16 protein-coding genes and 2 pseudogenes are annotated in these 23,540 nt (G+C 64.2%); 5 read left to right on the forward strand and 13 right to left on the reverse strand.

Annotated features, from left to right (window positions below; translation table 11 throughout):
* Window positions 1–355 (forward strand): annotated as a pseudogene (locus WA904_RS10885) (hypothetical protein); the annotation flags it as partial.
* Window positions 356–449: 94 nt separating this feature from the next.
* Entirely contained in the window at window positions 450–896 is a 447-nt protein-coding gene (locus tag WA904_RS10890; RefSeq protein WP_425197142.1) for a nuclear transport factor 2 family protein, read from the forward strand.
* Between the two features lie 70 nt (window positions 897–966).
* On the opposite strand, the gene WA904_RS10895 is transcribed toward WA904_RS10890, so the two are convergent.
* From WA904_RS10895 to msrB, 6 genes are all read right to left on the reverse strand, one after another.
* Window positions 967–1,377: a MerR family transcriptional regulator gene (locus tag WA904_RS10895; RefSeq protein WP_425197143.1), complete on the reverse strand. Its 411-nt coding sequence runs from the start codon at window positions 1,375–1,377 to the stop codon at window positions 967–969.
* Window positions 1,378–1,485: 108 nt separating this feature from the next.
* On the reverse strand, window positions 1,486–1,722 hold the full coding sequence (locus tag WA904_RS10900; protein ID WP_425197144.1) for a pentapeptide MXKDX repeat protein: 237 nt from the start codon (window positions 1,720–1,722) through the stop codon (window positions 1,486–1,488).
* Window positions 1,723–1,801: 79 nt separating this feature from the next.
* Window positions 1,802–2,593: a molybdopterin-binding protein gene (locus WA904_RS10905; protein ID WP_425197145.1), complete on the reverse strand. Its 792-nt coding sequence runs from the start codon at window positions 2,591–2,593 to the stop codon at window positions 1,802–1,804.
* 39 nt (window positions 2,594–2,632) lie between these two features.
* On the reverse strand, window positions 2,633–3,229 hold the full coding sequence (locus WA904_RS10910; protein ID WP_425197146.1) for a cytochrome b/b6 domain-containing protein: 597 nt from the start codon (window positions 3,227–3,229) through the stop codon (window positions 2,633–2,635).
* A gap of 210 nt (window positions 3,230–3,439) precedes the next feature.
* Window positions 3,440–4,174, reverse strand: a complete 735-nt coding sequence (gene msrA, locus WA904_RS10915; protein WP_425197147.1) for a peptide-methionine (S)-S-oxide reductase MsrA — start codon at window positions 4,172–4,174, stop codon at window positions 3,440–3,442.
* 2 nt (window positions 4,175–4,176) lie between these two features.
* Window positions 4,177–4,680: a peptide-methionine (R)-S-oxide reductase MsrB gene (gene msrB / locus WA904_RS10920; protein WP_425197148.1), complete on the reverse strand. Its 504-nt coding sequence runs from the start codon at window positions 4,678–4,680 to the stop codon at window positions 4,177–4,179.
* 166 nt (window positions 4,681–4,846) lie between these two features.
* Between msrB and WA904_RS10925 the strand changes: the two genes are divergently transcribed.
* Window positions 4,847–5,428: a DUF2889 domain-containing protein gene (locus tag WA904_RS10925; RefSeq protein WP_425197149.1), complete on the forward strand. Its 582-nt coding sequence runs from the start codon at window positions 4,847–4,849 to the stop codon at window positions 5,426–5,428.
* Window positions 5,429–5,663: 235 nt separating this feature from the next.
* On the opposite strand, the gene WA904_RS10930 is transcribed toward WA904_RS10925, so the two are convergent.
* The 5 genes from WA904_RS10930 to WA904_RS10950 form a co-directional block, all read right to left on the reverse strand.
* On the reverse strand, window positions 5,664–6,032 hold the full coding sequence (locus WA904_RS10930) for a bacteriocin (protein WP_425197150.1): 369 nt from the start codon (window positions 6,030–6,032) through the stop codon (window positions 5,664–5,666).
* 367 nt (window positions 6,033–6,399) lie between these two features.
* A complete protein-coding gene (locus WA904_RS10935; protein ID WP_425197151.1) occupies window positions 6,400–8,358 on the reverse strand; it encodes a sensor histidine kinase in 1,959 nt (652 codons plus the stop codon).
* Entirely contained in the window at window positions 8,324–9,037 is a 714-nt protein-coding gene (locus WA904_RS10940) for a response regulator (protein ID WP_425197152.1), read from the reverse strand. The genes WA904_RS10935 and WA904_RS10940 overlap by 35 nt, the downstream gene beginning before the upstream one ends.
* Window positions 9,038–9,395: 358 nt before the next feature.
* Complete coding sequence (locus WA904_RS10945; RefSeq protein ID WP_425197153.1) at window positions 9,396–11,348, reverse strand: sensor histidine kinase; 1,953 nt, start codon at window positions 11,346–11,348, stop codon at window positions 9,396–9,398.
* The gene (locus WA904_RS10950; RefSeq protein WP_425197154.1) at window positions 11,314–12,030 is read right to left on the reverse strand and encodes a response regulator; all 717 of its coding nucleotides are present in this window, start codon (window positions 12,028–12,030) and stop codon (window positions 11,314–11,316) included. The genes WA904_RS10945 and WA904_RS10950 overlap by 35 nt, the downstream gene beginning before the upstream one ends.
* Window positions 12,031–12,405: 375 nt before the next feature.
* Between WA904_RS10950 and WA904_RS10955 the strand changes: the two genes are divergently transcribed.
* Complete coding sequence (locus WA904_RS10955; RefSeq protein ID WP_425197155.1) at window positions 12,406–19,125, forward strand: YDG domain-containing protein; 6,720 nt, start codon at window positions 12,406–12,408, stop codon at window positions 19,123–19,125.
* A gap of 54 nt (window positions 19,126–19,179) precedes the next feature.
* A complete protein-coding gene (locus WA904_RS10960) occupies window positions 19,180–20,832 on the forward strand; it encodes a ShlB/FhaC/HecB family hemolysin secretion/activation protein (RefSeq protein WP_425197156.1) in 1,653 nt (550 codons plus the stop codon).
* A 258-nt stretch (window positions 20,833–21,090) separates the two neighbouring features.
* On the opposite strand, the gene WA904_RS10965 is transcribed toward WA904_RS10960, so the two are convergent.
* Both WA904_RS10965 and WA904_RS10970 read right to left on the reverse strand, forming a co-directional pair.
* Entirely contained in the window at window positions 21,091–22,230 is a 1,140-nt protein-coding gene (locus WA904_RS10965) for an IS481 family transposase (protein WP_425197157.1), read from the reverse strand.
* A 271-nt stretch (window positions 22,231–22,501) separates the two neighbouring features.
* Window positions 22,502–23,540, reverse strand: a pseudogene (locus WA904_RS10970) (Rne/Rng family ribonuclease); the annotation flags it as partial.

Raw genomic sequence — 23,540 nt, forward strand, 5'->3', positions numbered from 1 at the left:
GAGCACCGCCGCGCCACCCGCCGGGCAGGACCCGCTGGCGCCGGGCATGCCGCTGGTGGAGGTGAACGGCACCGAGCCGGCATGGGTGCCGGGCACCGCCCAGGCGCTCCATGCACCAAGCGGTCAGGGACCCGCGCTGGGCCAGTTTTCGCCGCCTCCCATCAAGTACGTGAACATCCAGATTCATCCGGCCGCCGCATCGCTTCCCGTGGCCGAGGGTGAAGCGCCGGCCGGCGCGGTATTGCCGGTGCCACAGCCCGAGCCGGTGCAGCGTGCGGAGCCATCCGCCTCTGAAACACCGCCTGGCGTGCCGCTGTTCGAGCTGCCGGTGCTGCCGGCCGGTACTGCGCGTTAGCAGAAATTATTTCCGCGCAGCGCTTGACCTCGAGTGCACTTCAGCTTTTCCAATCGGGTTCTCTTCAATTTTTCTGGAATGAAAAGGACCTCCCATGTACAAGCAAGCCAACGCCCAGGGTTTAACGACTACGCAGACCCTGACCGACAGCAATCGGCACCTGATGCAGACCATCTTTGACGAGCTGGCCAGAGGCAACGGCAAGCCCTTTGTGGACGCCATGGCCGACGACTTCTGCTGGATCCTGCCGGGCAAGACGGCCTGGTCGCGGCGCTACGAGGGCAAACAGGTGGTGCGCGAAGAACTCTTTCGCCCGCTGTTTGCCCAGTTCGAGGGCCAGTACACCAACCAGGCCATCAACATCATTGCCGATGGCGACAAGGTGGCGGTGGAATGCCGCGGCAAGGTAATGACCAAAAAAGGCAAGCCCTACAACAACACCTACTGCTATGTCTGCCGGCTGGAAGGCGGCAAGCTCAAGGAGCTGGTGGAGTACATGGACACGCAGTTGGTGGACGCGGCGCTGGACGCGCCGGCCTGAGCGGCAATTCAAATGACGCCTGAAGGGGGCATTGTGGGCTTGATCCGCTATCCATGCCCTGCGGGCCTGCTTATTTACTGGCAGCGCGCGCCAGCCACTTGTCATACATCGCGATCTTGTGGTCCACCAGGGCCACGGCATCACGCAGTTCGTCCGCGCGCTGCTGCACTTTCATGCGGTGCTGCAGCAGCAGTTCGCGGCAATCGGCCAGCGTTGCCTTGCCCTGGCGCACCAGGCGTGCATAGGCCTGCATGTCGCGCACGCTCATGCCCGAAGCACGCAGGCGGCTGATCAGGCCCAGCCATTCCACATGCGCCTGCGAGAACACGCGCCTGCCGCCGGCATCGCGCGCGGCGCCGGGCATGAGGCGCTGTGCCTCGTACCAGCGAATGGTGTGCACGCTGCGCCCGCTCAGGCGCGCAAGCTCGCCGATGCGCAGGGTGGGGGTGTCCTGAGGTGAAAGAGGTGTCGAGGTGGCCATGCGCTGATTCTGGCGCAGCAGCGCGGGAGCTTCAAGCCCGGGCGGCGCGGATCAGAAAGGAGGCCGTCAGGCACCTCCACTTTCTTGCGCCGCCCTGCGGGGAAGAAATTACTTCTTCATCGCGTCCTTGCCCATGTCGTCCTTGGCCATCGGGTCTTTCTTCATGGCATCTTTCTTCATCGAGTCCTTCTTCATCGCGTCCTTGCCCATGGCATCTTTTTTCATGGCGTCCTTGGCCATGGCGTCTTTCGCCATAGGGTCTTTTTTCATCGCATCCTGGGCGAAAGCGCTGGCGCCAGCGAACAGCAGGCAGGCAGACAGAAGGGAAGAGGTCAGTTTGTTCATGGTATTTCCTTGCGTTTGGGTGGATCAATCGTCGAATGAAACGGCAGGATTGCCGTTGTGTCAGGGGCTCTGAGCAAGCTCAGCTGCCTCCGAACCAGTTGTAGCCCTGGTCTTCCCAGTAGCCGCCAGGGTAGGTGTTGGTCACAAAAATCGCCTGGATGTGTTTGGGGTTCTTGTAGCCCAGCTTGGTGGGCATGCGCAGCTTCATCGGGAAGCCGTACTTGGGCGGCAGCACCTGGCCGTCGTAGGTCAGTGCCAGCAGGGTTTGCGGGTGCAGCGCGGTGGGCATGTCGATGCTGGTGAAGTAGTCGTCGGCACACTTGAAGCCCACATACTTCGCACTGGTGTCGGCACCGACCTGGCGCAGAAAGCTGGCAAAGGAAACGCCGCCCCATTTGCCGATGGCGCTCCAGCCTTCCACGCAGATGTGGCGCGTGACCTGGTCGATCTGCGGCATGGCGCGCAGCTCGGGCAGCGACCACTTGCGCCTGTCGGCGACCAGGCCGGTGACTTCCAGCCGGTAGCTGTTTTCCTCGACCTGGCGGACCTCGTTTTCGCCGTAATAGGCGTTGAACGGAAAGGGGCGCGTGATCATCGATTCGGGGTAGGTGGGCGCCAGGCGGGTGGGATCGAACAGCCAGCCCTGCACGTCGTCGTTGACGCGCGAGATCCGGGTCAGGGCGGTGCTGATGCCCTCGCTGTCGTCCAGCACGCAGCCGGTCAGCATCGAGAGGCCACCCAGAGTGAGCGAGGCGCGCAGAAAGCTGCGCCGGCTGCTGCCGAGCTTGTGGGCGTGGGCGATCCGCTGGACGGCTTCGTCGAGCACGGCGGCGCCGTCGATGTCCATGCGGGGAGGGGGCTGGATGATCATGGGGTAACTCCTTGCGGCAATCAAGCGGTGGGCGGCGGTTCAGCGGCCGCGAACCATGTAGAGCAGGGTGCGCGGCACCAGCGCCACCATGACGAGGTGGATCGCCACAAATGCGGCGAGGGCTGCCATGGCAAAAAAGTGGACCAGGCGCGCGCCTTCATAACCGCCCATCAGCTCGCGCAGCAGCGGGAACTGCACCGACTTCCAGAGCACCAGGCCGGAAAGCACCAGCAGCACGCTGTCGGCCATGACGAACAGGTAGGCCAGGCGCTGCACCATGTTGTAGTGCTGCGGGTCGGCGTGCGCCAGTTTTCCCCGGAGGGCGGCCAGCAGGTCGGTTACCAGGCCCTGCGGCGAGAGCGGGAAAAACTTGCGCCACAGGCGGCCGGTCGCGATATTGAATCCCAGGTAAAGCAGACCGTTGATACCCAGCACCCACATGGCCGCAAAGTGCCACAGCAAGGCACCGCCCAGCCAGCCGCCCAGGGTGAGCTCGCCGGGAATGGAGAAGCCGAGGAAGGCCGTGGCGTTGTAGATGCGCCATCCGCTCATGATGAGGACCACAACCGCCAGGGCATTGAGCCAGTGCATGAGCGGTAGCCACGCGGGGTGAATCGTCTGTTTGGCGGGGTTCATGGTGGGATCCTCGTGCCTGTGGTTTGCTGAACTGGTCGTTGGTCGCGGCAGCCTGGCGTTTATTACAGGGATCGGAAATTTTTTTTCTGGCCTGGCTGTTGCCGGGTCGGCACCTGCCAGCGGTGATGCAGCACGGCCCGGGAATGGATCCGCGGGCCGCAGGAGGACACACCGCTGACGCAGGTCAGGGCGGTGAAGCGGCGGCCGGCCTTACCTGGCCGCGCTGGTTGCGTCCAGCACCAGCACCGGCTTGTCGCGGTACAGCTCGGGCAGCATGGTTTGCAGGTTGGCGATCTTCGGCCGGTCGAAACGCACGATGTAGGGCTGGCGCGGATTCCGGGTGGCGTAGTCCTGGTGGTAGTCCTCGGCGGGGTAGAAGGCGAGCGGCGGCGCCAGCGGTGTCAGCTGGGTCACGATCTTGCGGGGAAACACCCTGGCGGCTTCCAGCTGCGCGATGTAGCGCTCGGCCACCTGCTGCTGGCGGGCATCCTGGTAAAAAATGGCTGAGCGGTACTGCGTGCCCGTGTCAGGCCCCTGGCGGTTCAGCTGTGTCGGGTCGTGCGCCACCGAGAAGTAGATCTGCAGCAGCTTGCCGTAAGACACCAGCTTCGGGTCGTAGGTGATCTGCACGGCTTCGGCATGCCCGGTGCGGCCGGAGCCGATCATGCTGTAGCGCGCGCTGGCCTTGTCGCCGCCGGCGTAGCCGGACACAGCGCTGAGCACGCCCCGGGTGTGCTGGAAAACGGCCTGCACGCCCCAGAAGCAGCCACCGGCGAACACGGCGGTTTCATGCGCGGCCTGCGTGGCGGCAGGTGTATCGAAGGCCGGTGCGGGCAGCTGGACGGCGGTTTCCATGGCGGCACGGTTGTCCACGCCGCTGCTCGCATAGACCCAGGCCGACATGGCGATGACGCCGCCAATCATGAGAATCAATGAGTTGCGCATGATCACGCCACCTTGAAGGCCAGGGCTGCCCCATTCATGCAATAACGCAAGCCGGTCGGTTTGGGGCCGTCCTTGAACACGTGGCCCAGGTGCCCGCCGCAGCGCCGGCACAACACCTCGGTGCGCCTGATGAACAGGGTGGTGTCGGTTTCTTCCACCACGGCGTTGTCCAGCGGCTGCCAGAAGCTGGGCCAGCCGGTACCGCTTTCAAACTTGGTGCTTGAGGAAAACAGCGGCAGGGCGCAGCCCGCGCAGCTGTAAACCCCGGCGCGTTTTTCCTTGTTCAGGGGGCTGCTGTAGGGCCGCTCGGTGCCGGCCTTGCGCAAGACGCGGTAGGCGTCGGGCGGCAGAAGTTTTTTCCATTCTTCGTCGCTGTGCATGAGCTCGTAGGTGCGCGCCGCATGCGCGGCGGTACCTGACAGCAGCCCGCGCATGCCCGTCAGGGCGGCCGACAAGGTGCCAAGGCCTGACAGGACATTCCTCAGGACGTTTCTTCGGCTTTTCATGGAGTCTCCTTGTGCTCGGGCCATTGTGGCCATGATGCTTGGTCGGCGTGGCGCGGCGTTTCTTACAGTGGCGATGCCGGCAGGGCCAATTGGCGGACAGTGGGCGGCCGGCATCCGGGCCGGCATTCTGGGAAAATCAAGGCTGTTTGCCCAACGAAGCTCCACCATGCCCCTGCCTGCACCCCAAGCCCGAACCCATTTACACACCCGCGCCGTTGTTTACCGCGGCTACCACCGCGAAGACGGCCTGTGGGACATCGAGGGCGAACTGACCGACACCAAAACCTATGCGCTGGAGCGCTCGGAGCGCGGCGCCATGCCGCCTGGCACACCCATCCACGGCATGGCCATCCGTGCGACGGTGGACGACAGCATGACGATCCGCGAGATTTCTGCCGCCATGGACCACACGCCCTTTGGCGAATGCGGGCAGGGCACGGACCCGATGCAGCAGATGGTGGGCGTCACCATGGGGCCGGGCTGGCGCTTTGCCATCGAGCGGGCGCTGGGCGGCATACGCGGCTGCACGCACCTGCGCGAACTGCTGTTCAACATGGCGACCGCGGCCTACCAGACCATTCCCGCTTACCGCGGCCGTCTGCGCCGCCAGGCCGGCCTGCCTGAGACCGAGAGCACCGAACCGCCATACCACCTGGGCAAATGCCTGGCCTGGGACTTCGATGGCCCGGTGGTGAAGCGCCACTACCCGAAGTTTGCGGGCTGGCAGCCCTTGACCCGGAAAACCTGAGCCGGACCTGAGCGCTTATCTGCCGCGGCTAGGAGTCTGGGCGGCAGAAGGCGTCGAAGCGAGAAGTGGCCGCGGCGAGGCCAGTTTTTGCCGGATTTGCAGTGCCATAGCCGTAGCTATGGGGCAAAAAGCCGGTGAAAAATGGACCGTCGCGGTCACTTTGCAGCCGACGTTCCTTCTGCCGCCCAGACTCCTAGGACAAGTTTTCACGCCGCATCTCGCTGGCGTGCGGGGCTTACTTTTTTGCTGGCCCCGGGATGGCGCTGGCCGAATCCTCCGGCGCCGCCAAGGAGCCGGCAGCGGCCCCACCCAATGCGCCAGCGACCACACCCACGGTGCTGCCAACCAGCACACCGACCGGGCCAGCCAATACGGCGCCAACGGCTGCGCCGGTAGCCGCACCGGCCATCAGGCCACCGCCCATCAATACCGACTTGGATTCGCGGTCGGACTCTGCAGCCGTCAGGGGAGTCTGTGCTGCAGGCTCAGGATCCTGGGACGGAACGCCGTGGCCTGGCCGGGCTTGCTCGGCCAAGTCTTTGTCTACCGGCTCGGCGTCAGGCGGCCGGGTCGTAGTGAGGGGAGTGGTGGTGGATGGGTACATGAGTCTCTCCTTGGGAGTTAACTGGTGAGGGGACGAGCGCGACACTCGTTACCACTCTGTTGTAACCCCAGCACCTGCACCGGGTGCCGTCTGGCAGGCCGTGACACTGTCAGACAATGTCCTTGACTGAGGCCGCCCCACACGCCGATCACAGACCGCAAAGGGGTGTCTGGATCGATTTGGTGGGCTACAAGCCGAAAGCAAGCTGGGTGACTCAGTGCGATTGCTTCGCAGCACCGCACAAATTCTTCCTGCTATCCGGGAGGCATCCATACAAGTCCGGGATGACAGACGAAGGAGGATGTCATTTGCTACTTATTTGATAGCTACTTGCGCCCGTGTAATAAGGGCTAGAGCCAGATTTCGCTTACAGATCCGGCTGCAAGGCCACTGCAGCCGCCCGCTGCAACGGCAACCACAACGTAAACCGCGTACCCGCCGGGCCTGAAATCCACGCCACCGTGCCGTCAATAGCCTGCGCCCGGCGCTGCTGGTTGCTCAGGCCGCGGCCGGTGGCCTCGCTCAAGGCTTTTTCAACGTCAAAGCCCTGGCCGTTGTCTTCGATGATCACCTGCACACCCGCGCCTTCGCTGGCAGTGCTCACCCGGATCTCGGTGGCATGCGTATGGCGCAGGATGTTGGCCACGCTTTCCTGCACGATGCGCAGGATGTGCAGCGCGGCCGACGGGTCCAGCCAGTCCAGTGTTGGCAACTCATTTATTTCCCACAACAGCGCAACACCAGTATCCTCCAGCCGCGGCTCCAGCCTGAAGCGCAGTGTGGCCAGCAAGAGCAGCAGGTCGGCTTCCACCGGCTCCATCGAATCGATGGCGAGTTTCAGGTCGTCCATGCAGTCCTTGAGAACTTGCGTCATCCTGGCATCGCTCATGCCGCCGCGCTCTACAGAGCGTATGGCGCTGGTCAGCGACGAGCCCAGGCCGTCGTGCATGTCCTGCATCAGCCGCTGGCGCTCATTGCTGAGCATTTGCTGCTGCTCCACAGCACGCAGGCGCTGGTGGCTCTGCTCCAGCTCGCTCTCGCGTGCCTGCAGGCGCTGCGCCAGGTTGGCATTGGCGCGCTCCACCTCACCAATTGCGCCTGTGTAGCGCCTGTACATGATGTGGCTGAACATGACGAACAGCCCAATGATCGCGTAGGGGTTGGTGTACAGGCCTTCCGGGCTGACCCAGTTGTTTTGCAACGCAAGGTCGTACACGCTGCTGGCCACGGTAAAAAAAACCCAGGCGGCCATGAGCTCAACCTCCCGCTCGCGGGAACGCAAGGCATGGCGCAAGGCGTCTGCAAAAATCAGCAGAGCCAGGGGCAGCAAGGTCAGGTAAAGCGCCGGCGTGATCAGGTTCAGGTCGGGGATCAGGGTGAGGGCGCCCGGCACGGTCACCGCATTGCACAGCAGCGTGACCACCACCAGCGAGGGGGTCAGCCAGCGCAGCGGCCGCCGGTGCAGGCGCTCCAGAAAGTGGTTGACCAGCACAATCAGCCACAGCAGCGACGCAACCGTGAGCCAGTTGAACCAGGCGTCGCTCATGGGCAGGTAGCTGCCCCCTATGAAGTAGTGCAACATGCGCAGAAACGCCATCGCCGACGCGGCAAAAAACAGCAGATAGAGCCATTCGTGCTGGCGCCGGAGCCAGATCGCCAATGAGAAAAATCCGACCGCCAGGAAGGAAGCGGCACCCATGAAGGGCAACTCGATCTGCAGGAAGTGGCGCATCTGGTAACGCCAGGCCAGGGACTTTGCCACGCCGACCCACACCGTGGACACTGCACTGCCGTTGCCGGGCTGGCGTGTGAGGCGAAGCAGCACGGCAGCCGGCGAGGGCGTCGTCGCCCCGTTTGCCAGCCGTATCAGCAGCGGACGGTTGTAGCCGTTGTAGGTCAGGCTGCCTTCGGTCTGGTACAGCAACTTGTCATCGCCGTAAACAGCAATGTGGCCACCGTTCTTCCAGCGCGGAATGTACAGAAAGGGTGCCTCCGGCCAGGGGCCCATCCCGTCCAGGTCAAGCCGGTACCACTCGGTGACGGTGGGCGTCTCGTACGGTGATTGGGGTGGCGGTTTCCGCGGCGCCATATGCGGCAAGGCAACCGTCTGCCAGAGCTCCTGCGGCAGCGACGTGGCATCCACAGTGGACGGCGCAGGCGTGAAACCCATGCTCGCCGTCTGCAGCATCTGGGCGCGTTTGATTTGAATCGCGGCACCATCCCCCGGCGCCTGGCCGCAGCCGGCAATACAAACCAGCACCCAGGCCACAAGCCATCCCGCCGGCGGATTTCTAGCCCTCCAGCAGGCCGCGGGTTCTGGCTTCATAAATGGCTTCGGCCTTGGAGCTGACCTTCAGCTTGGCGTAGATGCGCCGCACAAACGTGCGCACGGTGAAATGGGACAAATCCATGAGCCTGGCAATTTCATGCGCGGTAAAGCCCTTGGTGATGAGGTCCAGCACCTCTTTTTCCCGGGCCGACAGCGGTAGTGGCGCGTTGCCCGCTGGCTCGCTACCGTCGCCGCTCACCGGAGCAACGGGCCTGAAACGTGCCAGCACCTGCCGCGCAATGATGGGGCTGATGGGGCTACCGCCGCTGGCCAGGCTGCGGATTTCGGCCACTATTTTTGCCTGTGAGCTGTCCTTGAGAAGATAGCCGGCCGCACCCGCTTCGATGGATCGGATGACATGCGTTTCGTCGCCAAAGTGGGTACTCACCATGATGCTGCAACCGGGCCAGTGCTGAGCCGCTGCTCCTATCACGTCAATACCCGAGCCGTCGGGCAGGCCCAGGTCAACCAGCAACACATCAACCGGCGGCCCTCGCAGCAGGGCAAGGCCTTCGGCGCGCGAGCCCGCTATGCCTGCAAGCCGCATGTCCGGCGCGACCAGCAGGGCCCGGACCAAAGCATCGCGAAAGCCAAGGTCGTCTTCCACGATGGCAACGTGGATCGGCGTGACGGCGGGCGCCTCGTGTTCCCGCAGTACCGGACTCGACTGGTTCATCGCGGCTTCCTTATGAAATGGCTATGCAACAGGCGCCGCATTCAGCGCGCGGCCTGGCGCAGCCTGAAAGTTCAGGTCGTGCTCCACCAAGGTCGCACGTGTTGCGACAGGGGAGAAGGGGCGTGTGTCCATGAACGGCATTTTCCGGCGGGCGGCACGCCAGGGATGTAGCACGTTCTTTCTACAGACAGGCCCTTCTTTTCTTCCCAATATCCAGCACGACCTTGACCAGCCGCCCGGCGTTGCGCGGCCATGGATCCGAATCAGGCTTCGGGATGACAGTCGAGGGATGATGCAATTTGCTATCTATTTGGTAGCTACTTGCGCCCGTACAATAAGGGCAAAGAGCCGATTTCCCTTACAAGTCCGGCTGCAAAGCCCCAGACCCCACCCGCTGCAAAGGCAACCACAAGGTAAACCGTGTACCCGCCGGGCCAGAAGTCCACGCCACCGTGCCATCAATCGCCAGCGCCCGACGCTGCTGGTTGTGCAGGCCGCGGCCGGTCGCTTCATTCAAGGTTTTTTCGACATCAAAACCCTGGCCGTTGTCTTCAATGATGACTTGCACGCCTGAACCCTCGACCGCGGTGCTCACCCGGATCTCGGTGGCGCGCGTGTGGCGCAGGATGTTGGCCACGCTTTCCTGCACGATGCGCAGGATGTGCAGTGCGGCGGACGGGTCCAGCCAGTCCAGTGCCGGGAGTTCCTCCACCTCCCAGAGCAGCGAGACGCCGGCGCTTTTGATGCGCGATGCCAGCCGGAAGCGCAGTGTGGCCAGAAGGAGCAGCAGGTCGGCCTCGGCCGGTTCCATCGAGTCGATGGCGAGCTTGAGGTCGTCCATGCAGTCCTTGAGGACTTGCGTCACCTCGGCGTCGCTCATGGCGCCATGTTCGACTGAGCGAATGGCGCTGGTCAGCGAGGAGCCCAGGCCGTCATGCATGTCCTGCATCATGCGCTGGCGCTCGTTGCTGAGCATCTGCTCGTGCTCCACCTTGCGCAGGCGTTCATAGCTGTCGGCGAGCTCGGCTTCCCTGGCGCCAAGACGCTGCTCCAGGCCGGTGTTGAGCTGTTCCACCTCGCTGATCGCGCCCAGGTAGCGCCTGAGCATGATGAACAGGAGGGTCGATAGCAGCAGCGTCGCGCTGTAGGGCGTAAGGTAGAACCATTCCATGTCAATGAACTGCTGGCCCTTGAGCCAGTCGTAGATACCAAAGCCTACCGCCACAGCGATAGCGAAGCTCAGCAGCATGCCGTCTGGCGAACGGCTGCGCACCGAATGCCAGAGGCCCGCGATGATGACTATCACCACCATCGAAATCAACAGCAGCTGCAGCGCCGGGCGCAGCAGCACCAGCGCCGGTAGTGGCAGGCCCAGCGGCAAGGTGCAGATACTGAACAGGAGGGTCAGCGCCAGCAGGGCTCGAGTCAGCCTCGGCATGGGCTGGCGGTGCAGCATTTGCAGGAAGGCATGGATGATCATGATCTGCCAGGCCAGCGCGTTCAGTGTGATCCAGCCGAACCAGGCGTCGCTGACCGGCAGGCGCTCCAGCCCGGTGTGAAAATGCCAACGCCGCAGCACTTGCAGTACCGAGAACACTGCCAGCAGAAGGTATAGCGGGTCCTTGCGCCGCCATAGCCACACGAAGAAGCAGAAAACACTTATGACCAGGAAGGCCGCGCTGCTCATGAAGGGCAACTGGTACTCCAGCCATTCGCGCACGGTGTAGTGCGACAGCAGCGCCTGCGTGTTGCCCACGTAAAAAGACGAGAGCGCTCCACCCGCACCCTGCAGGCTGTCCATCCGCACCAGAATCTCTGTCGGCGCGGCCACGCGTGCGCTTTGGTTCAGAGGTATGAAAACGCCCGGGTGGCGAAACAGGTTCCAGGCCGGGCTGCCCAGTGAGCGGTAGATCAGGCGGCCATCGGCATACACGGCGAGCTGCCCCGCGGTTTGCCAGCGCTTGAGGTAAAAATGCGCCGTGTCACCGGGCGCGTCCATGCCGCCGACCTGCACGCGGAACCAGCGGGTCGTCACCCGTGGGGTGCCGCCCTGGGGCACAAGCTCGCGCGCGAAGGCATAAGGCAGTGCCACTTCGCGCCATGGCGTGCCAAGGGCGCCCGCATCGACCACAGCTTCCAGCGGCCCTGCCGGGCCAGGCGCTTCAAGCATTTGCGCCGTGGTGTAATGAATCACCGGGTAGGGCGCTGGCTGGGCGGCGGCGCTGCTGCCGGCCAGCAGCGCGGCAAACAGCGCCAGGGCCAGAAACACCCCGGTGCTAGTCTGCCAGCAGGCCGTGGTTGCGCGCTTCATAAATGGCTTCGGCCTTGGAAGAGACCTTGAGCTTGCTGTAGATGCGCCGCACAAAACTCAGCACCGTGTAGCGCGACACCTGCATCAGCCTGGCGATCTCCTCAACCGTGAACCCTTTGGTGATGTAGTTCAGCACCTCGCGCTCGCGCGGAGACAAAGACACCGGTGCATCGCCGGGTGGTTGCGGCGCCGGTGCCTCGTTCGCTCCGGCGCCGCCGGCCGCGGCTTCATTCGGAGAGGTGCGAAAGCGCCGCAACACCTGGCGCGCAATGATCGGGCTGATCGGGCTGCCCCCCGCCACCAGGCTGCGGATCTCGTCGGCTATTTCAGCGGAGTCGCTGTCCTTGAGCAAATAGCCGGCCGCACCCGCTTCGATGGAACGCATGACGTGGGTTTCGTCGCCAAAGGTGGTGCTGACCATGATGGCGCACTGCGGCCACAGCCGCGTGGCAGCCTGGATGACGTCAATGCCCGAGCCATCGGGCAGGCCCAGGTCCACCAGCAATACATCAGCCGGGGCGCCCTGCAAAAGCGCCAGGCCCTGGGCACGGGTGAGGGCTTTGCCCGTCAGCGTCATGTCTGGCGCCGCGCTCAGCGCGCGGCCCAGCGCAGCCTGAAAGCCCAGGTCGTCCTCCACCACGGCCACACGAATCGCTGCGGGGGAGGGGGAATGGGCATCCATGACTGGCATTGTGCTGCAAGGAGGGCGCTTGGGATGTAGCACGTTCTTTCTACAAACGGATCTTTTCCGTCTTCCCTCTCTGTCATTGCGGACTTGACCCGCAATCCATGTATGCATACCCGTGCCGGTGGTTCATGGCGCGTGGATCCCGGATGACATGCAAGGAATCTGCTATTGGTTTTGTAGCTGCTTGCGCCCGTGCAATAAGGGCGGTAGGTCAATTTCTTTTACATATCCCGCCGCGCAAGCGCTGAAACTCCGCGCCGCCGCAGCACAGCCGCCGCACGGTCTGTAGCACGTTCTTTCTACAGACAGACCCCCACCCTGCTTCCTACCATCCAGCATGACTTTGAACACTCAGGAAAGGATTTCGCCATGAACCACATCTACAGAACACTCTGGAGCGCCGCCCTGGGCGCGTGTGTGGCCGTGGCCGAAACCGCCAAAGGTGCCGGTAAAGGTACTTCCTCGCGCAGCCATATCACCGTCGTCGATGCCACCGAATCCGACGGCTTTACGCTCAAACCCGCCTGCCGCGCCGCCCTGGTGCTGCTGGCTGCCCTGAGCCTGTGTACGCCACAGGCAAACGCCGCCAACGCCGCAGACGCCACAGTGTCCCTGGGCAGCGGCAATGTCGCCACTACAGGCAACACCACCACCATCACCCAAGCCAGCCAGCGCCTGGCCATCGACTGGACCAATCTTTCCACCCGGGCCAACGAAGCCCTGGTCTTTGCCCAGCCTAATGCCCAGGCGATCGCCCTGAACCGCATCACCGGCAGCAGCCCGAGCGAATTCCTCGGCAGTCTCACCGCCAACGGCCAGGTGTTTATTCTCAATCCGAACGGCGTGCTATTCGGCGCGGGCTCGCAGGTGAATGTCGGCGGCCTCATTGCTTCGACCCTGAGCATGAGCAATGCCGACTTCGAGTCCGGTAATTTCAAGTTCTCCGGCTCAGGTGCGGGCTCCGTCGTCAACCAGGGCACGCTGACGGCGGCCCCAGGCGGCTACCTGGCTTTGTTGGCCCCGGAAGTGCGCAATGAAGGCGTGATGACTGCCAGTTTGGGCACTGCCTTGCTGGCGGCCGGCGGCAAGGTCACGCTGAATCTCGACAACGGCTCCTTACTCGGCTACAGCATCGACCAAGGGGCCATCAACGCGCTGGCAGAGAACAAACACCTGATTCAGGCCAATGGCGGGCAAGTCCTTCTCTCCGCCAGGGCCATGGACAGCCTGACCACGGCCACTGTCAACAACACCGGCGTGATTGAAGCGCGCACCATCCAGAACAAGGCCGGCCGCATTCTGCTGATGGGTGACATGGAGATGGGCACGGTGAACGTGGCGGGCACGCTCGATGCATCTGCGCCCAATGGCGGCGACGGTGGCTTTATCGAAACATCCGCAGCGCACGTCAAGGTGGCTACGGGTACCAGCGTCACCACCCAGGCGCCGCAAGGCAAGACCGGCAAGTGGCTGATTGACCCGCAGGACTACACCATCGCAGCCAGCGGTGGCGACATGTCCGGCGCCGATCTCAACGCCGCGCTCACCACCACCGACGTCGAGATCCAGTCCGTCCAGGGCGCCACAGCCGGCAACGGCGACATCCACGTCAACGATGCCGTGAACTGGAGCGCCAACAAGCTCACGCTGACTGCCGAGCGCGACATCAACGTCAACACCGTGGTGAGCGCCACCGGTTCGGCCAGCCTGGCGCTCAACACCGGCGCCACCGGCAACCTCAACATGAAGATGAAGGCCGACGGCACCGGCTTCGAGGGCCGGGTGGACCTGGACACCAGCGGCACGCTGCACATCAACGGCGAGCAGTACACCATCATCCGCAGCCTGGGCACGTTGGGTTCCAGCACCCCCACCGACCTGCAAGGCATGCGGCACGACCCCAGCGGCCGGTACGTGCTGGGCGCGGACATCGACGCCAGCGAAACGGCCACCGGCAACGCGTTTGGCGGTGACTGGGCCGACACCTTGTTGCCGCCCGAGTCGCCGTGGGGGGAGTTTTACCTGCGCACCGGCATGCGTCCGTTGAGCACCGCCGCCAATGCCTTCAGCGGCAAGTTCGATGGGCTGGGCCACCGCATCTCCCGCGCGGTGATGGGCCTGGACGTGCTCAGCCTGGGTGACGCCATCAGCAATCCGGTTCTCGACAGCATGCAGCCCATGGGGCTGTTCGGTGCGGTCGCGGCCTCCGGAAAGGTCAGCAACCTGGATCTCTACGCGCTGCGCAGCAGCGTGGCCGAATTCGCCCCGTTCGTGTACGCCGTGCCGCCGGGCGCACCGCATGCCAGCGTTCGCACTGGCTGGTACGGCGCCATCGGTTCCCTGGCGGGCACCAATGCCGGCACGGTACGCAATATCCTCGTCAATCCGGACATCCTTGTTGGCGGCCTCATCGAGACGTCGTGGGCGCTGGGCGGTGTGGTTGGAGACAACACCGGCACGATTCAGAACGTGCTAGTGGCGCCGCACGCCCTGGGGGGCAACTCCACGGCAAGTTTTGGCTCCTCCAAGTACATGGGCGGCATCGCGGGCAGGAACTTCGGCCTGATCGAAGGCTCCCGCTCCGACGTCCCGATCTACAGCTTCGCGTTCTCCACCGGTGGGATCGCCGGTTTCAATGGCGTCACGGGCGTGGTCCGCGACAGTACGGCGGGCGCCGAGGTCATCGGCTTCAGCGTGGCCGGCGGGGCGCTGGGTATGAACCAGGGCCTGGTCGAGCGCGTCCACAGTTCGGCCATCGTCTCGGGCGGCCACACCGTCGGCGGCCTGGTGGGCATCAACAATACGACCATCCGGGACTCTTCGGCCAGCGGCAACGTGGAAGCCGGGCAAGGCCTGCCCCGTGGCAACGAGCGCTTCGATCCTTTGGCCGGGCGCTGGGTGTTTGACGACGTTGACGGCACCCGGGGTGTCGTAGGAGGGTTGGTCGGCAGCATGGCCGGCGGCAGCATCAGCGGGTCGCATGCCTCCGGCGGGGTCCACCTCGCCTGGGGCTCGCAGAGTCAGCTGATCGACGCTGCGGCGGGCGGCCTGGTGGGCCGGGCCGAATACTGGCCGGGGTGGGGCTTCGTCACCATTCGCGACAGCTGGGCCAGCGGCAACGTCAGCCAGGTTGACCATGCGGCGAGCACCACCGGCGGCTTCGCCGGCCGCCTGGGCGAGGGCACCACGGTCGAGCGGACGTACGCGACGGGCAATGTGACCGTGGGACGGACATATCTCGGCTTCATAAGCACGGGGGGCTTTGTCGGGGTGGCGGAACACATGACCATCCGGCAGTCCTATGCGACGGGCAATGTCCAGGGGACGGATGCCAACCTCGGAGGGTTCGCAGGCTCTGTCCTTGGAAGCGGTACCTCGCTGGTGGAGGACTGCTACGCGACCGGAAACGTCACCCGCTTGGAGGGCACCCTGGGGGGCGTCGGTGGCTTCGTCGCCAATTCGAGGGCGAGGTTCGTCAATTCCTACACCACCGGCGCCATTTCTTCGCTGGCGCTGGTCTGGCTGTTTGGTGACGCGGACAATCCCGGAAATACCAACCTGTTCTACAACACCGCCAACAGCACGGTCCACCCGGACGTGCGGCTCGGGCCCAACCAGACCGGCAAGACCGAAGCCGAGCTTATGCAGGCCTCGACCTTCGCTGGCTTCAACATTTCCGCCACCGGCGGCAGCGGCTCGGTGTGGCGCATCTACGAAGGACACACGACGCCACTGCTGAGAAGCTTCCTCACGCCGCTGAATCTGGCCGATGCGCCCAACATTACGCAGACCTACAACGGCACTACGCAAACCGCCGCAGCGACCGCCATGGTCGATGCCAACCTGCTGGGAACGGCAGCCAGCGGCCGCAATGCGGGCTTGTACAACGGCTACTACTCCACCCAACAGGGCTATGACATCAGCGGCGGCAATCTCACCATCACCCCGGCCAATCTGGTGTTGACCACCACCGACGTCAGCAAAACCTACAACAGCCAGCTCGACGCTGCCGGCGTGTGGACCGCGACCGGCGGCACCCAATTGTTTGGCAGCGACACCGCCACCGGCGGCAGCTTTGCCTTCCTCGACAAAAACGCAGGTACCGGCAAGACGGTGACCGTGGGCGGCGCCACGCTCAATGACGGCAACAACGGCGGCAACTACAACGTCAGCTATGCAGACAACACCAGCAGCACGATCAACAGGGCCGACCTGACCGTCAGCGGCATCACTGCCGCCGACAAGACCTACAACGCCAGCGACACAGCAACGGTCAGCACAGCGGGCGCCAGCTACAACGGCCTGTTTGCAGGTGATGTGGTGAATGTGGCTGCCACCGGCTTGTTCAGCGGCAAGAACGCAGGCACCAACAAAACTGTAGCCTTGACCAGCAGCTACAGCGGCGCCGACGTGGGCAACTACGCCATCACCGACCAGGCGACAACAACGGCCAGCATCAGCCAGGCCAACCTGACGGTATCCAGCTCCGACGTGATCAAAACCTATGATGGCGGCATGGCCGCTGCAGGCACGGCAGTGGTGACAGCTGGCACGGTTTTTGGCGGCGACAGCCTGACGGGCGGCAACTTCGACTTTACCGACAAGAACGTTGGCAGCGGCAACAAGACGGTAACGACCAGCGGTGTCACGGTGGGTGACGGTGTGAACAATGGCAACTACAACGTCAGCTACGTCGACAACACCACGAGCACCATCAACAAGGCCGACCTGACGGTGACGGCCACAGGCGTGACCAAAACCTACGACGGCACGACCAGCGCCACAGGAACCGGCTCTGTCGGCACGCTGGCCGGTGCTGGTGCGGGCGAAGTCGTCAACACCGCTGCCACGCAGGCCTTTGCCGACAAGAACGCAGGCATCGGCAACAAGACAGTGCAAGCCAGCGGCTTGACCATCAAGGACAGCGGTAACGTAGATGTCACCGGCAACTACAACATTGCCTATGTGGACAACACCACCAGCACCATCAACAGGGCCAATCTGACAGTAACGGCCAACGCTGTGACCAAGACCTACGACGGTACGCTGAACGCTTCGGGCACGGGATCGGTCGGAACGCTGGCAGGCGCCGGCGCGGGTGAGTCGGTCAACGCCGCCGCCACCCAGCTCTTTACCGACAAGAACTTCGGCATCGGCAACAAGACGGTGCAGGCCAGCGGCCTGACCATCAAGGACAGCGGCAACGCTGATGTGACGGGCAACTACAACATTGCCTACGTCGACAACACGACGAGCACCATCAACAAGGCCGATGTGACCTTGTCGACCTCCGACGTGACCAAGACCTACGACGGTGGCTTCGCTGCCAGCGGCGCGGTGGTGGTAACGGCAGGTGCGATCTTCATGGGAGACAACGCCACAGGCGGCAGTTTCGCCTTCACCGACAAGAATGCGGGCAGCGGCAACAAGACAGTGACGGCAGCGGGCGTGACGGTGGGCGACGGTGTGAACAATGCCAACTACAACATCACGTATGCCGACAACACCACCAGCACGATCAACCAGGCCAACCTGACGCTGACTACCAGCAGCGTTACCAAGACCTATGACGGCAATACGACGGCTGCAGGTGCGGCCACGGTGACGGCAGGCACGCTGTTTGGCGGAGACACCTTGGCGGGCGGGAGCTTCGCCTTCACCGATCAGAACGCCGGCAACGGCAACAAGACGGTGCAAACGAGCGGCGTGACGGTGGGTGACGGCGTGAACAACGCCAACTACAACGTCACCTACGCCGACAACACCACCAGCACCATCAACCCGTTTGCCGTGAGCGTTTCGGGTACGCGCACGTATGACGGCACGGCCGACGTGGCCGCCGGTGTGCTGAACATCGGCCCGCTGGTGGGCAGCGAAACCCTGGGCCTCTCCGGCCTGGCCGCCATGGCCGACAAGAACGTGGGCGCCAACAAGACGTTGACAGTCGCCGGCCTGAGCCTGATCGACGGCAGCGGCCTGGCCAGCAACTACACCTTCACCGGCGGCACGCAGCGGGCCAGCATCACCCAGGCCAGCCTGACGGTGGGCGCGGGTAATGTCACCAAGACCTATGACAGCAATCTGTCGGCTGCGGGTGCGGCCACCGTCACGGCGGGCACGCTGTTCAGCGGCGACAGCCTGACGGGCGGCACCTTCGCCTTTACCGACAAGAACGCGGGAACGGGCAACAAGACGGTGACAACCAGCGGCGTGACGGTGGGCGACGGCGTGAACAACGGCAACTACGCGGTCACCTACGCCAACAACACGACCAGCACCATCAACAGAGCCGACCTGACGGTGACGGCCAGCGGCGTCAACAAGGTGTATGACGGCACGACGGCCGCGACCGTGGGTTATGGCGACAACCGCCTGGGCAGCGATGTGCTGAGCGTCACGGGTGCCGCATCCTTCGCCGACAAGAACGCCGGCGTGGGCAAGGCAGTCGGCGTGAGCGGCATTGCTCTGGGCGGCACGGATGCCGGCAACTACAACCTGCTGAACACCACGGCCGGTACCACGGCCAGCATCACCCCCAAAGCGCTGACGGTGACGGCCAACAACGACAGCAAGCTATATGACGGGGCAGCCTACAGCGGCGGCAATGGCGTCAACTACAACGGCTTTGTGACCGGAGAAAGCGTGTCGGCGTTGACGGGAACCCTGGCCTACAGCGGCTCTTCGCAGGGCGCCAGTGCTGCCGGCAACTACGCCATTACCCCAGGCGGCTACAGCGCTGCCAACTACACGCTGGCCTATGTGGATGGGGTGCTGCGCATCGGCGCTACGCCCGTCGTTGCACCAACGTTGGTGCCACCTGCTGTGACAGACGCGTTCAGCAGTGCGATGGTGTCTGTGGCGGGAGCCGGACTCCAGCAGGGCGGGCCACAGAGCCAGAAAGCGCCCAGCGGCCCCGACAGTTTCATTGAGCCCGACAACCGTAACGACGACGCAAGCGGAAACGGCAATGGCAGTGAGACCGGCAGCAGCAATGGCAGTGACAACGGCAAGCCGTCAAGCTCGCTGGTCAGCGTCATCAGTTGCGGTTTATTGATGCCCAGAGGCGTGAACAGCGCCATCTGTGAATAAAAACCAAGCATGACTTTCCATAGGCTTCCCCAGTCCACCCTAAGCTCCGCCCTGATGCTGGCCCTCTGCGGTATAAGTACCGCCGCCTGGGCGCAAACTCCTCCAACTCCCGACGCCGGCCAGGTACTGCGCGAGCTGCAACCGTCCCCGGCGCTGCGCGGCTCCAAGGCCGCACCCCTGCAGCGCATCGAAGACAACGCCGATGTGAATCAGGACCTCCAAGGCAAAGTCCTCGTCAAAAGCATCGTGGTCACCGGCAACCAGGAAGTACCCACCTCACAGCTTGAGCCCCTGGTGGCCAGCCTGATCGGTACCGAACGCTCCCTGGCCCAGCTGAATGCCGCCGCCCGGCGCATCACCGCCCACTACCGCGCCCAGGGCTTTGCCGTTGCCCGTGCCTACCTGCCCGCCCAGGACATCACCGACGGCGCTATCACCATCGCCATCATCGAAGGCCGCATCGCCAGCCACAAAATCAACAACCAGGCCCGCTTGAGCGACGACCGCGCCAGCGCCTACTTCAGCAGCGTCAAAGACGGCGACGTCATCAAGGCCGAGCAGATCGACCGGGGCCTGCTGATCCTGCAAGACACCCCCGGCGTGGCTTCGTCCCGCGCCACCCTGCAGCCCGGCGCCAGCGTCGGCACCTCCGAACTGCTGATCGACCTGCAAGGCGCCCCCGCCTACAACGGCAGCGCCACGCTAGACAACCACGGCAGCCGCTACACCGGTGAATACCGGGCAGGGGCTAACCTCAACCTGGCCAGCCCGCTGAGCATCGGCGACCAGCTGTCCCTGAGTGCCCTGAGCAGCGGCTCTGGCCTGAGCTTCGGCCGCGTCGCCTACCAGCTGCCCGTCGGCAGCGACGGCCTGCGCCTGGGCGCAGCCTACTTCGACGTGCGTTACCAACTCGGCAAGGAGTTCGAGCTACTCCAGGCCCACGGCAGCGCCAGCTCTACCTCCGTGTTTGCCAGCTACCCTTTCATCCGCAGCCAGCTCGCCAGTCTTTACGGCACCCTGTCGCATGAAGACAAACGCCTGGACGACCGGGTGGATGCCACCCTGACCCGGACAACCAAGCAAGTCGGCGTGAGCAGCCTGGGCCTGTCAGGCCGACTGCAGGACGCGCTGGGCGGCGGCGGTATCAACAGCGCCGAGCTGACGGTAGCCATGGGAACCCTGCAGATCAACTCCCCGAGCGCGCTGGCCATTGATGCGGCCTCGGCTCAGACCAGCGGCAGCTACAACAAAGTCGCGTACAGCGCCTCCCGGCTGCAGCGCATCACCAACGAATCGCTGGTTTACTTCTCAATCACCGGCCAGCAGGCCAGCAAGAACCTGGACTCGTCAGAGAAGTTCAGCCTTGGCGGGCCCAACGGGGTGCGGGCTTACCCGACGGCCGAAGCGGGCGGGGACGAAGGCTACAAAGCCACGCTGGAGCTGCGGCACAGCTTCACCCCCAGCTGGCAGGGCCTGCTCTTCTACGACATGGGGGAAGTCAAGATCAACAAGCGGGCCTTTGGCGCGCCGGGCAACGCCAACAAGCGGGCCCTGGCCGGGGCAGGGCTGGGACTCAATGCGAATGTGGGTGCGGTGCAGCTCAAGGCCAGTCTGGCCTGGCGTACCCAGGGTGGGCAGCCGACCTCGATTCCTGCATCTGTGGCTAAGTCGCCTACGCTTTGGGTGCAGGCGGTGGTGGCGTTCTGAGCGGGTTCCAGACCAAACTTCGAGTCGAAGAAGGGGTTTGCCCAGGGGACGAAGGCGCGAGTAGCTATTGAATTCATAGCGGATATGGCTTCTGCTGCTTCCTGGCTGGACTCGTTGAGGCTCGTTCGTCAAATGCTGACCACGTGGTTTACCAGCAAGCCGGGGGTTGCCCGGCGGCAACTCACTTTCTTTTTGCGTCGCCTGTATAGACCGGACACATGGTGGACAGGTGTGCGGAGACATGGTTGACGGTTTTCATTAGAAGTTATCCGGCTGCCTGAGGTCAATGGTCAGGCAGCGATGATGAGCAAAGAACACATCGAACAGACCGTCCTGATTGGGGCGTGGGCGTATGGCGACCTTGTGGCCCCGAAGCGCGTTCGTCACCTTGTAGCGGCCATTGCCAAAGCGCAGCTCCCCATTGCAGCCCACCGTTCGCACCTCGTCCCGGCTCGCATACTCAGGACTGCCCAGACGCCCGGGCAGCCGTCTGGCGCTGGGCCGGTAACGCGTGATGGGAGTGGCCATCTGCAGGGCCTCATGAGGACGCTCGTGGTTGTAGACCTGGCGCCAGTGATCCAGCGCCGCCTGCACCTTGGCCAGGCTCTCAAAGCTGCGGCCCTGCAGCACCTCAACATCGAGCGAGCGGTGAAAGCGCTCATCCTTGCCGTTGGTCTGCGGGTGGTACGGGCGGCTGTGGCTGACCACCACGCCCAGGCGGATCAGCCAGACCCCAAGCTCGCTGAGCTGGCCCGGCGCCTTGGGCGATCCCCAGGGCGCGCCGTTGTCGAAGTTGATCTGCACCGGCAGGCCATAGCGGCTAAACACCCGCTCCATCTGGGCTTGCACCACCTCGGTCGTGGCCTTGGCGCAGGCGTGCAACGCCAGGTTGAAGCGCGAGTGGTCATCGATCACCGTCAGGGGCAGGCAGCGGCCCTGGGCGGTCTCGAAGTGGCCCTTGAAGTCAGCCTGCCACAGGGCATTGGGCTCACTGCGCTCAAAGCGCGTCCAGGGCGTGGCCGCCTGGCTGGCCTGGGCTGTGATCAGCCCGTGGCGGTGCAGGATGGAGGTGACGGTGCTGGGCGCGACCTGCGCTTGGCCCAGATCGAGCAGGCGGCGGCTGATCTTGCGTCCCCCCCAGGCGGGGTGCTGGCGGCGCAGGGCGATGACGGCGCTCTCAACACCAGCGGACGAGAGGGCTGGGCTGCTTGCGGGCCTGCGGGAGCGCTCCTGTAGGCCTTCGGCGCCTTCCTGGGCAAAGCGCTGGAGCCACTTGTAGGCGGTCTGCGGGCTGATCTCAAAGCGCCGGCACAGCTCACGCCGGTTGGCGCCTTCCTGGCGGGCGAGCAACACAAATTCGTGCTTCAAACTCATGACGTTCTGTGCTTTCCATGGCATAGGGACCTCCCGGCTGATTCGCCGGAAAGTGTCAACCATGTCCCCGCACACCTGTCCACCATGTGTCCGGTCCGTACAGCGACGCAAAAGAAAGTGAGTAGCTGCCGGGCTACCCCCGGCTTGCGGGAAGCACAACAAACGATCAAGCTGGCAAAGGGGCTTTGCCGGATTTACCGGTGCAAACACTGCAACCCACAAAACCCCGGACGAAAAAAAGGCAGCCCGAAAGCTGCCTTTGACCTGAAGTGCCAAGCGGCACAACCGACAGGGATTACTCCGCGCGTTCAGACGCAGCCGGCGCAGCAGGCTGCTCAAACGGCAAGGTCATCTCACGCAGGTCGCGTTTGGTCTCGACCAGCACCAGCGGACCGCTGTCCAGCTGCGGAGCCGGTGGACGTGCGCGCGGAACATGAATCGGCTTCGGTTCGGCGGCCATGGCGGCCTGCACTTCGGCAATCTTGCCGGCGTCGGAGTTGACCCACTGCAGGCCGGAAGAGCTGGCCACCTGGGCCAGATCCTGCAGCGGCAAGTCGTAGGACTGGACCTTCGGCAGTGCGCGCGCTGCGGATGCAGTGGCAGGAGCGGGAGCCGCAGGCACAACGATGGCGGGTGCAGCGGCAACAGGTGCTGGTGCAGGGGCTGCCATCGCGGGTGCAGGTGCGGCAGTTGCTACTATTTCAGGAGCTGCCTGCGCATGTCCTTCAAGGGCTACAGCCTGATTTGATTCAAAGTTTTCAGCAACTGCCGAGGTGGCACCTTCAACCTGGCCATCGACCGGCTGGTCGCTGCGCTGCTCACCACGTTCGCGGCGGTCGCGGCCATAACGGTCGCGGCTGCGGCGTTCACGCGGCTGGCGGTCCTGACCTTCTTCCTGGCCTTCGGGACGCGCTTGCACGTCGGTGGAAGATGCCGGAACCACGGGGTTGCCGGCTTCGTCCAGACCCGCCACCACAGCGGGATGTGCGGCATCAAAGCTGTCGGCTTGTGCGCCATCGGCTGGTGCGGTGCTTTCATCGCGGCGCTCGTTGCGGCGGCCATTGCCACGCTCGCCACGTTCACCGCGCTGCTCGCCCCGCTCGCCGCGTTCACGGCGGCCCTGGCCTTCAGCGCGCGGCTGGCGTTCGCCGTCCTGCGCCGGGCGTTCCTGGCGCTGTGGCGCCTCGCCTTCGTTCATGGCTGCTGCCATGGCGGCCTGGTTGGCCAGCGCAAGATCCTGCTCGATAGGGTCACGGGCCGGACGGTCGCCGCGCTCGCTGCGTTCACCACCCCGATCGCCCCGGTCGCCCCGGCCACGGCGGCTGCGTTCACCG

It is taken from the genome of Polaromonas sp. (assembly GCF_049790275.1).
Lineage (GTDB): Bacteria > Pseudomonadota > Gammaproteobacteria > Burkholderiales > Burkholderiaceae_C > Polaromonas.

Excerpts from the sequence above, each read along its gene's own strand:
- WA904_RS10940 (WP_425197152.1), bottom strand. The coding sequence starts at position 9,037 with ATGAACCAGTCGAGTCCGGTACTGCGGGAACACGAGGCGCCCGCCGTC.
- WA904_RS10890 (WP_425197142.1), top strand. The coding sequence starts at position 450 with ATGTACAAGCAAGCCAACGCCCAGGGTTTAACGACTACGCAGACCCTG.
- WA904_RS10895 (WP_425197143.1), bottom strand. The coding sequence starts at position 1,377 with ATGGCCACCTCGACACCTCTTTCACCTCAGGACACCCCCACCCTGCGC.
- WA904_RS10950 (WP_425197154.1), bottom strand. The coding sequence starts at position 12,030 with ATGGATGCCCATTCCCCCTCCCCCGCAGCGATTCGTGTGGCCGTGGTG.
- WA904_RS10945 (WP_425197153.1), bottom strand. The coding sequence starts at position 11,348 with ATGAAGCGCGCAACCACGGCCTGCTGGCAGACTAGCACCGGGGTGTTT.
- WA904_RS10925 (WP_425197149.1), top strand. The coding sequence starts at position 4,847 with ATGCCCCTGCCTGCACCCCAAGCCCGAACCCATTTACACACCCGCGCC.
- msrA (WP_425197147.1), bottom strand. The coding sequence starts at position 4,174 with ATGCGCAACTCATTGATTCTCATGATTGGCGGCGTCATCGCCATGTCG.
- WA904_RS10910 (WP_425197146.1), bottom strand. The coding sequence starts at position 3,229 with ATGAACCCCGCCAAACAGACGATTCACCCCGCGTGGCTACCGCTCATG.
- msrB (WP_425197148.1), bottom strand. The coding sequence starts at position 4,680 with ATGAAAAGCCGAAGAAACGTCCTGAGGAATGTCCTGTCAGGCCTTGGC.
- WA904_RS10905 (WP_425197145.1), bottom strand. The coding sequence starts at position 2,593 with ATGATCATCCAGCCCCCTCCCCGCATGGACATCGACGGCGCCGCCGTG.
- WA904_RS10935 (WP_425197151.1), bottom strand. The coding sequence starts at position 8,358 with ATGAAGCCAGAACCCGCGGCCTGCTGGAGGGCTAGAAATCCGCCGGCG.
- WA904_RS10955 (WP_425197155.1), top strand. The coding sequence starts at position 12,406 with ATGAACCACATCTACAGAACACTCTGGAGCGCCGCCCTGGGCGCGTGT.
- WA904_RS10930 (WP_425197150.1), bottom strand. The coding sequence starts at position 6,032 with ATGTACCCATCCACCACCACTCCCCTCACTACGACCCGGCCGCCTGAC.
- WA904_RS10965 (WP_425197157.1), bottom strand. The coding sequence starts at position 22,230 with ATGCCATGGAAAGCACAGAACGTCATGAGTTTGAAGCACGAATTTGTG.
- WA904_RS10900 (WP_425197144.1), bottom strand. The coding sequence starts at position 1,722 with ATGAACAAACTGACCTCTTCCCTTCTGTCTGCCTGCCTGCTGTTCGCT.
- WA904_RS10960 (WP_425197156.1), top strand. The coding sequence starts at position 19,180 with ATGCTGGCCCTCTGCGGTATAAGTACCGCCGCCTGGGCGCAAACTCCT.